Consider the following 12,753-nt stretch of genomic DNA (forward strand, 5'->3'; position numbering starts at 1 on the left):
TCTCACGTCAGATGTCTGGATGATCCCGTGCTTTGGAAGGTGCACCTGCGCGCCGACGGCCGGGCCGTGCGAACCCGCTCGCACGTGTACCCCTACGCTGGTGCCCGCGGATCTTCAACAGTGCGACGAAACGGAGCGTGACGGGTGACGGGGGCGAACGGCGCGGAGCTGGTCGGCAAGGCTCTGGGCGGGCGGTACCTCGTGACCGCGATGATCGGGCGCGGTGGCATGGGTGTGGTCGCCCGGGCGGTGGACCAGCTGCTGAACCGCGAGGTCGCCGTCAAGGTCCTGCGGGCCTACACCGACGCCTCTCCGGCCGAACTGGCCGATCTGCGGGTCAGGATGCAGCGGGAGGCGCAGGCCGCCGCCCGTGTCCGGCACAGCGGTGTGGTCACCGTGCACGACGTGGTCGAGGAGCAGGGGCTGCCGGTCATCGTCATGGAGCTGGTCGACGGGCCCTCCCTCGACGACGTGCTGGAGGAGCGCGGCCCACTGGACCCGCGTGAAGCGGCCGCGATCGGCGCCAAGCTGATGGACGCGCTCGACGCGGCACACCGGGCCGGGGTCCTCCACCGGGACGTCAAACCCGGCAACGTACTACTAGAGCGCAGCGGCCGGGTCGTACTCACCGACTTCGGCATCGCCAGCATGGAGACCACCGGCGACGAGGCCCTGGCCAAGCTGACCCAGAGCGGTCAGATCGTCGGCTCCCTCGACTATCTGCCGCCGGAACGCGCACAGGGCCGGGAACCGGGTGCCGCGTCGGACATCTGGGCGCTCGGCATGACGCTGTACGCGGCCGTGGAGGGCTCTTCGCCCTTCCGCCGTACGTCGGTGTGGTCCACGCTGGCGGCGATCGTGGGCGAACCGCTCCCGGAGCCCCGGCGCGCCGGACCGCTCACCCCCGTGCTCCAGGCGCTGATGGCCAAGGACCCGCTGCAGCGGCCCGACGCCGGGCGGGCGCGCGAAATGCTGGAGGCGGTTGCCGGGGGCAGGACGGCGGACCTCGCGCCGGCACCGGCCCCCCAGCCCGTCCCTCCGTCGGCCTTCGGTCCCCCCGCCTCGCCGTTCTCCCAGCCTGCCCCCCAGCCCGTCGCCTCCTACACGCCGACCGATGCCTACGGCGCCCCTCCGCAGCCGGCCGCCGCGCTGCCCGGGACGGCTCCCGGCATGCCCGACGGTCACGGCGGCCGTTCCGAGACCCGTGCCACGCCCGTCCGCACACGGGGCCGCCGCACCCGCACCGTCGTCGCGGTGGCGGCCGCCACCGTCCTCACCTGCGGCGGAGTCGCCTACGCCCTGATGGACGCGCGGGGCGACGCGGGCGGTGGCGGGTCGAACACGGCGCTTCCGACGGCGAGCAGCGCCGCCGACGGTAACAAGGCCGACGACCCGGCCTCCTCGGGAGACCTGACGTCCGCCACCCCCTCGAAGAAGGACGGGGGCGGGCAGACGGGTCCCACGCCAACGGCCGGTGGCGGCGGCTCGGCCACGAAACCGTCCGGCTCGCCGAAGGCAACGCCCAGCTCCCCGGTGAAGGAGCCCGTCCCGGTGTCGACGGCGTGCACCGGTTGGGCCCACTCGAACCGCAGCGACGGCTACGGGTACGCGGCCCAAGAAACCCACCTCTACACCGGACCGTACGCGGAGTGCTCGTATGTGAGCGCGGTCAAGTCCCGCGTGAAGGTCTACTACCACTGCTACGTCACCAATGCCCACGGCAACAAGTGGATCTACGCCCGTATCGAGGGCACGAGCACCGAAGGCTGGCTGGTCGGCGACAAGTCCACCCTGAAGAGCGGCACACTCGCCCGCTGCTGAGACCGATCCGCACTTCACCAGAGGGTGAGTTGCGGGTCGCGGGCCGGGGCGGTGTCCGGGCTTTCCGGCGTGGTCACGTACGGGGCGTGTCTCATCCGGGGGTGCTCGGGGCCGGCTGCTGCTGCGGTTCGGTGAGCAGAGCTCTACCCCCGGGGTTCCGCGCCGTCTCCTCCCTGCACCTGCCCTCGCGGGTCTCCGAACAAGCCGCCGCAGAGACCGTCCGGCAGCTGCCGGGCGGCGCAGACGAGGTCGGGAAGCCGGTCCTGGATCTGCCGCCCGCGCCGGGCCTGCGCCAACAGCCGATCTCCCGCCGTGGTGGCGGTGAAGAGCAGCGCACGGTAGCCGTCGAGCCGGCAACCTGTCCATGGTTACTGCTCGTAGGCCGGCTCTCCCAGCGCACCAGGCCGAGCCATCAGTCGGCGGCGAGTTGAGCACCTGAGTGGGCGCCCCTTGTGTTCATGTGCCGGGGTGTCCCGCATGCTCCGCCCTGCAACGGCCAACGCACCTGCCGCCGCCAAACAGAGATCGACTCGCTGCCGGCAGCCAAGAAAGCCGGAGGTCAGTCGCCAGGCTGTTGGCGGGGCGTCAGTGCAGTGCGGCCTCGCTCGCGTGGACGGCACGCAGGGCGCGCTCGACGGTCTCCTGGTTCTCGCCGACCGGCGCCACGTACTCGAGGACGTCGCGCGCGGCCTTCTCCCCGAGCACGCGGGTGATCACCCATGAGGCGAGGTACTGCGACGCCAAGCAGCCGCCTGCCGTAGCGATGTTCCCCTCGGCGTGGAACGGGGCGTCCAGCACGGTGACGTCGCAGGCTTCGACGAAGGGCCGGCTGGTCCTGTCCGTACAGGCCGGCATGCCGACCAGCAGCCCGAGCCGGGCCAGTACCAGCGCGCCGGAGCACTGTGAGCCGATCAGCTGGCGCGCGGGGTCGAGCGACAGCCTGGAGATCAGCCGCTCGTCGGCGACCACGTCGCGTGTTCTCACTCCGCTGCCGATCAGCACGACGTCGGCTTCGGTCACGAACTCCATGGGGCGCTGCCCGGTCACTTCGACGCCGTTCATCGATGTGACCTGGGGCGTCGGGGTCGTAATGAAGGCTTCCAAGCCGTCCTTGCGGCACCGGTTGATCAGCGCGGAAGCGATGAAACTGTCGAGTTCGTTGAACCCGTCGAAGGTGACCACTGCTACCTGCATGACGACTCCCGTGAGTACGGCAACGATCAGACCGGCACTCTCACCGATGCGTCATTCCGGAGCAAGATCCAATCAGCAGCGAGTGGCATGGCTCCCGCCGCCAGACGGCACCGCAGGCGGTGAAGAACCGGGAGAACGGCCGCCGGGCAATCCCGGACATTGCCCCGCATGAAAGAGCCCCGGCCAGCCGGGGGGGGTGGGCTGGCCGGGGCAGGCCCGGCCAGCGGGGGGGGTGCTGGCCGGGGGCATGCGGGGCGGAGCCGCAAGGGCCGTCACTTCACAACGGATCCCCCGACTCCAGCGTAACGATCCTCGCAGACGAACACCCACCAGGCCTGCCAAACACGCATCATGGCGGATACCACGCGCACGGACCCGCGCACGGGCCGGTGTAGAGCGGTCGGTGGGCCATCCCCGCTCCCGCCACGCCCCCGCGACGGGGCGGCGGTCAGAGCAGGCATGTCCCTGCCTTACTGGTCGGTGTATCCCGACGGCAGGGCTATCGTGCCGGGGGCGCGGCGCGAGACGGAGTGCGCGGCACAGTACGCCCAGGTGCACCGGCGCTCGTCCCACTCCCGGCCCAGCAGTTCCCCCTGGTGGCCTACGCATCCTCCGTCGGCGAGGAGGGTCGGCTTGGCAGCTGCTCGTCCAGGCCGGCGTCAACCGAGTGGCACGTCCACGACGGACCGTTCGGCGGGCCCCGGGCCGCGGCCATGCGGGGGAACTGCTCGTGCTGCTGCGCAGATGGCCGAGTACCAGCTCGACTGGGCCGTCCTTGCGAAGGACGAGCCGCACCGCCCTCCGGGGGGCGCGACGTCACCGTCCTGGCCGCGTGCACTTCGTGAACTTCCACAAGACAGCACCCGACAGCATCACAGGAACTGTCAGCCTCCGTCGGCCGCCGTGCGGGCCCGTACCTCCTCCGGGGTCAGGTAGTGGTCCGTGTACTCGAAGTCGCGCAGCGTCCCCGGCTTGTACGTCTGGAAGCCGGTCCGGACGAAGTCGTCGCCGGCCACGGCGTTCAGGAGCCAGTTCGTCATCACCCGGGTCTTCGCGGCCCCGGTGCGCAGCGCCGCCCAGTGGTAGCCGCGGGCCACGGCCTGAGCGGGCATCCCGCGCAGGTCGATGCCGAGCGGCCTGGAGACGCCGTCGCGGCCGCCGAGGTCCACGACCAGTCCGAGGTCCTTGTGGACGTACGGACGCAGCGGCGTACCCCGCAGCGTGGCGACGAGGTTGTCGGCGGCGACCCTGCCCTGGCGCTCGGCGTGCTGCGCGGTGGGCGGGCACACCGTACCGTCCCCACCGCCGGCGAGGTCGGGCACGGCGGCCGCGTCACCGAGTGCGAAAGCGCCGTCCGCCCCTGGCACCCGCAGGTCCGGAGCGACGACGAGCCGGCCGCCCTTCGCGGTCTCGGCGCCCAGCGTGGCGATGAGGGGGCTCGCGGCGACTCCGGCTGTCCAGATGAGGGTGCGGCAGGGCAGCACGCGCCCGTCGGTGAGGGTGACGTCCTCGGGGCCCGCCTTGGCGACGGAGGCGCCGAGCGACACCTCGATGCCGCGGCGGCGCAGCACGTCGAGGGCTGCCCGGCCCAGCCGGTCGCCGAGCTCGGGCATCAGCTTCGGGGCCACGTCCACGAGGTGCCAGCTGATCTCGCGCCGGTCCAGCCGGGGGTAGCGGTCGACGGCGTTCGTGGTGAGCCGCTCCAGGGAGGCGGCCGTCTCAGTGCCGGCATAGCCGCCGCCCACCACGACGAAGCCGAGCCGCGAGGCCCGTTCCGCCGAGCCCGGTGCGGCGGCGTCGGCCAGGTCGAGCTGGGCGATCACGTGGTCGCGCAGGTGCGCCGCCTCGGCCAGCGTCTTCATGCCGCGGCCGTGCTCCGCCAGGCCCGGGATGTCGAAGGTGCGGGTCACGCTCCCCGGCGCGAGCACCAGGTGGTCGTACGGCTGGTCCACCAGCTCCCCGGTGATCTTCCGGATGACGCAGACCTTGGCCCGGGTGTCGACGCCCACGGCCCCGCCGGGCACGATCCGGGTCCGGTGACGGCGGCTGCGGCGCAGCGACACCGCCACGGACTGGGGGGTGAGTACCCCGGAGGCCACCTGCGGCAGCAGGGGCAGGTAGAGCTGGTAGGAGAACGGAGTGACCAGCAGGATCTCCGCCTCCCCGGGTGACAGCGTCCGCTCCAGGCGGCGTACGCAGGAGACGCCGGCGAAGCCCGCGCCGACGACCACGATCCTCGGTCGTGCCATGGTGTCCGTCCCTTCTCGGGTGTACGGGTCCCCGACACGCCTTCCCCGGCAGGCCGTTCCATGCACGCGGAAACCGGGGCGGACCGGATCCGGAGGGCCTGGACGACCACCGAGCGGGCCCGGATGCCCCCGGATGGCGCCGCCCCGAGGCGCGGGAGTGCAGTGCCCGTTTGGGCCAGGTCTCGGGACCATGTGATGCCGTGGATGCCGGGTACGCGCTGCTGAAGGTCACGCCGGGCGACCGCACGACGGGCGTGCCGGCCGGCCGCTTGCGCTCGCAGCCCTGTCGACGGACTGCCGGATCGGTCCGCCGCCCAGGCGTCACCGCCACGCACCCGCTTGTCCCACACGGGAGGTGTGAGATCGGCCCCGGCCGGTTATCCCGAGGGAAGGTATATCGAGATTCCGGGACAAAGGGGCAACAGTGGCGCATCCAATGCAGGAGACCCGCTCCCGCGTCGGGCTGCACGTGAACGGCCGGCGATACGAGCTCGACGTGGACCACCGGGTCACCCTCCTGGACCTGCTGCGGGAGCACCTCGGCCTGACCGGCGCCAAGAAGGGATGCGACCACGGCCAGTGCGGTGCCTGCACCGTCCTGGTCGACGGCCGGCGCGCCAACAGCTGCCTGCTGCTCGCCGTCGCCCACGACGGCACCCGGGTCACCACCGTGGAGGGACTGGGCGGCGACGGAGCGGGCGGCCTGCACCCGTTGCAGGAGGCCTTCATGGAACGGGACGCGTTCCAGTGCGGCTACTGCACGCCCGGCCAGCTCTGCTCCGCCGCCGGCCTGCTCGCCGAGGCGGCCGCCGACCCCGGGGCCGCGGACCTCAGCCGCTCCGGGATCGCCGAGGCCATGAGCGGCAACCTGTGCCGCTGCGGCGCGTACCCCCGCATCGTGGACGCCGTACGGGACGTGGCCGCGATCCCGCAGGCCGCTGCCCCAGCCCAGGACCATGACCAGGCCCATGACCAGGCCCAGGCCCAGGACCATGACCAGGCCCAGGCCCAGGCTCCAGGTGACGGGCGGGTGGGCGCGTGAAGCCGTTCGCGTACGTGCGCGCCACCGGCCTCCCCGAGGCCATCGCCGCCCACGGCGCGCGGCCCGGCTCCCGCTACCTCGGCGGCGGCACCAACCTCGTGGACCTCATGAAGCTCGGGGTCGAAGCCCCAGACACCCTCGTCGACCTCGCCGACCTGACACTCGGCTCCGTCGAGGAGACCGCGGACGGCGGCCTGCGGATCGGCTCCGGAGTACGGGGCAGCGAACTCGCGCTCCATCCCCTCGTCCGCACCCGCTACCCCGCCCTGTCCCAGGCGCTCCTGGCCGGTGCCTCACCCCAGCTGCGCAATGTCGCCACCACCGGCGGCAACCTGCTCCAGCGCACCCGTTGCCCCTACTTCCAGGACGTGGCCAAACCCTGCAACAAACGGGAGCCCGGCACCGGCTGCGGCGCCCGCGACGGAGTCCACCGGGACCACGCCGTCCTCGGCCACTCCCCGCGGTGCATCGCCACCCACCCGTCCGACATGGCCGTGGCGCTCGCCGCGCTCGACGCGGGCGTCGAACTCCAGGGCCCCGACGGGGCCCGTACGGTGCCCGCGACCGCTTTCCACCGGCTGCCGGGCGACCAACCCGAACGCGACACCGTCATCGAGCCCGGCGAGATCGTCACGGCGGTCACGCTCCCGCCGGACCGCGCCGGCCTCCCGTCGCGCTACCGCAAGGCCCGCGACCGCGCCTCGTACGCCTTCGCGCTCGCCTCCGTCGCCGCCGTGCTCGACATCTCCGGGGGGCGTGTCCGTCATGTCGCGCTCGCCTTCGGCGGGCTCGCCCACCGTCCCTGGCGCGCGACCGTCGCCGAGGAACGGCTGCTGGGCGCCGCCCCCACCGAGAGCGCCGTACGGGAGGCCGTCGAGGCCGAGCTCGACGCGGCGGAGCCGCTGCGCGACAACGCCTTCAAGGTCCCCCTCGCCCGCAACCTCGCCTGCGACGTGCTCAACTCCCTCGCCGGGAGTCCCCCCTCCCGCGGCTCCCGCTCCTGAAACGTCCCTCCGCCCCGCCCCCGAACGCGAGGACCCGCCATGGAAACCAGACCCGCCGCCCCGGCGCCCTCCCTCGGCAGCCCCACCACCCGCCTGGAGGGCCGGGAGAAGGTCACGGGAAAGGCCCTCTACGCGGCCGAGTACGCCCTGCCGGACCGGGCGTACGCATGGCCGGTGCCCGCCACCGTGGCCCGCGGACGAGTCACCGCCGTCGACACCGCCGGCGCGCTCGCGCTGCCCCGCGTCCTCGCCGTCCTCACGCCCTACGACGCGCCCCGGCTGGGCGCCTCCGACGACCCCACTCTCCGCGTGCTCCAGGACCCCGAAGTGCCCCACCGCGGCTGGTACGTGGCCCTGGCCGTCGCCGAGACCCCGGAGGCCGCCCGAGCCGCCGCCGCGGCCGTCCGCGTCCGCTACGACGCGGAGCCCCGCGACTGCGTGCTGCACACCGGCCACCCGGCCGCCTACACGCCCGAACAGGTCAACGGCGGCTATCCGGCCCACCGCGAGAAGGGCGACGCGGCCGCCGCGTTCGCCGCAGCCCCGGTGCGCGTCGACTGCGCGTACGCCGTACCGCCGCTGCACAACCACCCCATGGAGCCGCACGCCGCCACCGCCCAGTGGGACGCCGACGCCGGCGCCCTCACCGTGTACGACTCCAGCCAGGGATCCGGATTGGTACGCTCCACACTGGCGGCCCTCTTCGACCTGCCCGCGGACCGCGTCGCCGTGGTCTCCGAGCACGTCGGCGGTGCCTTCGGCTGCAAGGGCACCCCCCGACCGCACGTCGTCCTCGCCGTGATGGCCGCACGGCACACCGGCCGCCCCGTCACCATCGCCCTGCCCCGGCGCCACCTCGCGGCCGTCGTCGGCCACCGGGCGCCCACCCTGCACCGCGTGCGCCTGGGCGCCCGTACGGACGGCACGCTCACCGCCCTCGCCCACGAGGTCACCACCCACACCTCCCGCGTCCGGGAGTTCGTCGAACAGGCCGCCGTTCCGGCGCGCGTCATGTACGCCGCGCCCGCCCTCCTCACCACGCACCGCGTCGTGCCCCTCGACGTGCCCACGCCGTCCTGGATGCGCGCGCCCGGCGAGTGCCCCGGCATGTACGCCCTGGAGTCGGCCATGGACGAGCTGGCCTGCGCCCTCGGCATCGACCCGGTCGAGCTGCGCGTCCGCAACGAGCCCGACGCAGAACCCGACAGCGGCCACCCGTTCAGCAGCCGCCATCTGGTGGAATGCCTGCGCGAGGGGGCCGCACGGTTCGACTGGGCCGCGCACCGCACACCGCGCCAGGACGGGCCGTTGCTGATCGGCACCGGGGTCGCCGCCGCGACCTACCCGGTGTACGTCGCGCCCTCCTCGGCACGGGCGCACGCCTTCCCAGACGGTACGTACCTCGTGCAGACCAACGCCACCGACCTCGGCACCGGCGCCCGCACCGTCCTGGCGCAGATCGCCGCCGACGCGCTGCGGGTCGTCCTGGACCGGGTGACGGTGGAGATCGGGCACTCCGCGCTGCCGCAGGGCTCGGTGGCCGGCGGCTCGGCCGGTACGGCCTCCTGGGGCTGGGCGGTCCACGACGCCTGCACGAGCCTGCTCGCCCTGCTCGCCCGCCGCTCCGGCCCGATCCCGGAGGCCGGAGTGTCCGTCCCCGCCGATACGACGGCCTCCGCCAAGCAGAAGTCCCCGTACGCCAGGCACGCGTTCGGCGCGCACTTCGCGGAGGTGCAGGCCGACACCGTCACGGGTGAGGTCCGGGTCCGCAGGCTCCTGGGCGTCTTCGCCGCGGGCCGCATCCTGAACCCGCTCACCGCCCGCTCCCAGTTCGTCGGCGGCATGGTCATGGGCCTGGGCATGGCCCTCACCGAACACAGCACCATGGACCCGGCTTTCGGGGACTTCACCGAGAACGACCTCGCCTCCTACCACGTCCCTGCCCACGCCGACGTGCCCGACATCGAGGTGCACTGGCTGGACGAGCACGACAAGCACCTCAACCCGGTGGGCGGCAAGGGGATCGGCGAGATCGGCATCGTCGGCACGGCGGCGGCCATCGGCAACGCCTTCCACCACGCGACCGGCCGCCGGATCCGCGAACTCCCCCTCACACCGGACCGCGTCCTGGCGGCCCTCGACTGAGGTGACCGGGCGCCCGCGGAGCCGGCCCTGCCACACAGCGGCGCGCCCCAGAAGGCCGCGACCCGCTCGACGTCGACGCAGTCGACGGTCATTCCGATCCAGCGGTCCGTCATGCCGTCAGCTCTCCTGCGTTGTCGGGCGGGACGTCGGCGGTTCGGGCTTCTCCGGCCCGGCGGCCCGTGAGACCCGGCGAAGCACCGCACCGTGAGCGGCGCCGAGGCTCCCTGGCGGGCCCGCTGCCCGGCGAGTTCCGCGGCCGCGGCCGCGGGTGTGGTCCGGTGGGTCCGGGCTGCGCGGAAGACCTGCTGGAACGTGTCGCCGATGCGGGAGAGTCGCTCGGTCAGCTGTTCCTCGGACTCCCCGCGCAGTTCGACCCCGGTGGCGTGGATGACTCCTCCCGGACTGACCACGACGTCCGGAGCCCAAGGAACACCGCGTTCGGCGAGGAGGCGGGCGGTGGCAGGCTCGTCGAGTTGGTTGTTGGCCCGGCCGGCGACAGCGGCGCACCGCAGCAGCGGCACACGACGGCCGCGCAGGAACAGCGTCCAGCGCGGGAAGTCCTGCCCCCACGGGCAGACCAGGCCCCAGAGCAGGACGACGCCGAGCACGGCCGTCCGAACACGGTCCGCCGTACCGCGGCGTGTCCGGTTCGCTGCCTGGGCGGGGACGCTGGCCTCCGTCCCGTACGCGGCGATGAAGCTGGACGTACCAGCGGTCGGTCGGCCGGCCGGGCTGTGGCCGCCAGCACCCAGAGCAGCACCCGCGGCGCCGGCCACAGCCCGTACCGCACCACCGCTCCACTGACCAATGCGGCCAGCCCACCCGTCGCCACGACCACCCACCCCAGCCCGGGCCCCCCAGCTGAGGTAAAGTTTCCGTCGACCCCGGGGTTTCCGCAGCAGCACGTGCCCGTCCCCGTACCGGTGCCCACGAAGTCGTATCTGCCAGGTATTGGGGCTCTGGCAAGATTTTCGTAGCCGGAGATCGTCGCGATGCGGGCAGTCGCCTGGTGTGCGGGGTGGGCAGCCTTTGGGTGTGTTCTGTTGAACTGTCAGAGTATTTCCGCACTTGGCCGGGTTACTGGTGTTCTCGGCTGATACTTCCGGTCCTGTCTTGGTGATCGAGGCTCGTACCCGCTCCCGTGTTCCTGTGGGATGCATCGGGTGCGGTGTCCTGAGCGACTGGACTCACCGCCACTATGTCGGGCATCTCGCCGATGCGGCGCTCGGCGGCCGGCCGGATGCCGCTGCCGCCGCTGGTCACACCCCGGGTGCTGGGGGTGGACGACTTCGCGCTCTACGGCGACACCCACGGCACTCTCCTGATCGACGCCACCACCCGACTCCCACTCACTCTCTGGGAGGGCAGGGACGCTGAACAACTCAGCCGATGGCTCCGCGCGCATCCCGGAGTCGAGATCGCCTGCCGTGACGGCTCCCTCACCTACCGGCAGGGCATAGCCGACGGCGCCCCCGACGCCGTCCAGGTCAGCGACCGTTTTCACCTGTGGCAGGGCTGTCCCGGCGCGTTCAGGAAGTCGCCTCCGCCCCACCGCGGCTGCCTGCCCGCCGCTCTCCCCGCCCCCGAACCGGCCGGTCCGGAGCCTCCTTCGACAACAACGGAAGCCAGGCAGGAACACCCGCCAGCCGGCACGCCCAACGGCTTTTCGAGGCCATCCACGCGCTGACGGATGCGGGCCGCCCCTACGGTGCGACGGCACGCGAACTCGGGCTGGACCGCCGCACCGTCCGCAAGTACGTGATGCGCCGCCCTCCCCGCCGCCCGTCAACCTTGGATCCGCACCTCGACTACCTGCAGCAACGCTGGGACGAGGGCGAACACAGCGCCAAAATCCTCCACCAAGAACTCGCTGGCAAGGGCTACCTGGGCCACTACCAACGCGTGGAAATGGCCCTGGCACCTTAACGACGTGGCCTGTCCCTGGACGAGCTCCGCGAACGACCGCCCTCTCCACGCGAAGCCGCACGCTGGAATATCGCCAGCCCGGGCCGGCACGCCCCGCAGACGGCGGAGCGGCTGCGGCGGCTACTTGACCACTGCCCGGAACTCCACCGCACCCACGAACTGGTCCGTCAGTTCACCGCCATGCTCGACAACCGCGACGCCACACCGCTGCTGGGCTGGCTCGATCACCTCACCAACAGCGGACTTCTGCCCCTCGCCGGCATCGCCAACGCTCTGCGTGAAGACCGGCACGCGGTCGCCCAGGGAATCACCACCCCCTACAACTCCGGAGTCAACGAGGGCCGCATCACCGACGTGAAGCTCCAGAAACGCGTCATGAGCGGCCGCGCCGGCGTTCCACTCCTTCGCCACCGAGTCGTACTGGTCGCCCGCCTACGCCGCCGCTACGCGGACCAGCCCACCACACCGTCAAAATGGCCACCGGATACGCAAATCAGGAGCCCGTAGGCGAACGCGCTCACGGTTGAATGGGCTCTGCCGGGGGCCGGGCGGGGTCATAGGTGGTGCGGGCGAAGGCATCGTCGGCACGGTGCACGACGTCGGGCTGCGGGGGTGCCGGCCACACGCTCAAGGAATGCTCCTCAACCGGACTGTCGCCCTCATGACCCTCGCCGTCATCTCGTCCGCGTGCCTGAATCCGGACTCGATACCAGCCCTCGCCGGCAGTCGCGAAATTCCCCGCCTCATCCTCCACATCACCACCCCACCGGAACAGTCGCAGATTTCCGCTTGTGCTGTAGATACTCACGTCTACTGCGGTCTCCCACTCCAGCCCCGGCGGAGGAGGTTCCTCTGCGCACTGCTCGGTAGTGAGGCGGATCCAGCCGGTATGCGTGCCAGCGAACACCGTGAGGTGTTCCGGGCCTCCAGCCGCCAGGCTATTGCCCTCAAAGATCCGCCCGACCGTGTCGGCGTCGTCGTAAACAGTGAGGAAGTCGTCGCCCTGCAGGTAGTACTGGCAGTACGAGACAAACATGCGATCCGAAGTCCACCGTGTGTAGCTCATTCACCGGATCATGCCCTGCCCCACTGGCACCCTCGACCAGCCCTCATGAGGATCTCCGGCTACGAAAATCTTGTCAGAGCCAATATTGGGTGTACGCCGACACCTCCTTGATGGACGGCACCTCCGCGCGAAGGCCAGGCCACCCGACAGCCCACCGGGGGCCGGCACCGACTCCGCAGCCTGCGCCAGCATCGCCTCCACCAGCGGCCTGAGAGGGCGATATGTGACTTGATGTTCGTTTCTATGTCGCCTGATCGTGTGACTGTGGGGGCTCCCGGCCGATCGACGAGTACGCCTCTCAGGCCG

Annotated in this window: 9 protein-coding genes and 1 pseudogene; 7 read left to right on the forward strand and 3 right to left on the reverse strand. The window is 72.0% G+C overall.

Features of this window, described 5'->3' with window-relative positions; translation table 11 throughout:
* Positions 1-144: 144 nt before the first annotated feature.
* Complete coding sequence (locus IF88_RS41540; protein ID WP_037808480.1) at positions 145-1,821, forward strand: serine/threonine-protein kinase; 1,677 nt, start codon at positions 145-147, stop codon at positions 1,819-1,821.
* Between the two features lie 585 nt (positions 1,822-2,406).
* Here the strand turns inward: IF88_RS41540 and IF88_RS0137255 are convergent.
* The gene (locus IF88_RS0137255) at positions 2,407-3,015 is read right to left on the reverse strand and encodes a DJ-1/PfpI family protein (protein ID WP_030723285.1); all 609 of its coding nucleotides are present in this window, start codon (positions 3,013-3,015) and stop codon (positions 2,407-2,409) included.
* A gap of 884 nt (positions 3,016-3,899) precedes the next feature.
* Entirely contained in the window at positions 3,900-5,264 is a 1,365-nt protein-coding gene (locus tag IF88_RS0137260) for an NAD(P)/FAD-dependent oxidoreductase (RefSeq protein WP_030723291.1), read from the reverse strand.
* Between the two features lie 436 nt (positions 5,265-5,700).
* Between IF88_RS0137260 and IF88_RS0137265 the strand changes: the two genes are divergently transcribed.
* From IF88_RS0137265 to IF88_RS48790, 6 genes and pseudogenes are all read left to right on the forward strand, one after another.
* Entirely contained in the window at positions 5,701-6,306 is a 606-nt protein-coding gene (locus IF88_RS0137265) for a (2Fe-2S)-binding protein (protein ID WP_078893387.1), read from the forward strand.
* The gene (locus IF88_RS0137270; protein WP_030723297.1) at positions 6,303-7,310 is read left to right on the forward strand and encodes an FAD binding domain-containing protein; all 1,008 of its coding nucleotides are present in this window, start codon (positions 6,303-6,305) and stop codon (positions 7,308-7,310) included. Before IF88_RS0137265 ends, IF88_RS0137270 begins: the two co-directional genes overlap by 4 nt.
* A 39-nt stretch (positions 7,311-7,349) precedes the next feature.
* Positions 7,350-9,455, forward strand: coding sequence for a xanthine dehydrogenase family protein molybdopterin-binding subunit (locus tag IF88_RS0137275; protein ID WP_030723299.1), 2,106 nt, complete (start codon positions 7,350-7,352; stop codon positions 9,453-9,455).
* A 1,240-nt stretch (positions 9,456-10,695) separates the two neighbouring features.
* Positions 10,696-10,908 (forward strand): annotated as a pseudogene (locus tag IF88_RS48780) (ISL3 family transposase); the annotation flags it as partial.
* 53 nt (positions 10,909-10,961) lie between these two features.
* Positions 10,962-11,381 (forward strand): hypothetical protein, encoded by a 420-nt coding sequence (locus tag IF88_RS48785; protein WP_234323845.1) that lies wholly within the window; start codon positions 10,962-10,964, stop codon positions 11,379-11,381.
* Positions 11,382-11,492: 111 nt separating this feature from the next.
* On the forward strand, positions 11,493-11,888 hold the full coding sequence (locus tag IF88_RS48790; RefSeq protein WP_234323844.1) for a transposase: 396 nt from the start codon (positions 11,493-11,495) through the stop codon (positions 11,886-11,888).
* A gap of 10 nt (positions 11,889-11,898) precedes the next feature.
* On the opposite strand, the gene IF88_RS0137295 is transcribed toward IF88_RS48790, so the two are convergent.
* Positions 11,899-12,447, reverse strand: a complete 549-nt coding sequence (locus IF88_RS0137295) for a hypothetical protein (protein ID WP_158754838.1) — start codon at positions 12,445-12,447, stop codon at positions 11,899-11,901.
* Positions 12,448-12,753: the final 306 nt, after the last annotated feature.

Source organism: Streptomyces sp. NRRL F-2580 (genome assembly GCF_000720115.1).
Lineage (GTDB): Bacteria > Actinomycetota > Actinomycetes > Streptomycetales > Streptomycetaceae > Streptomyces.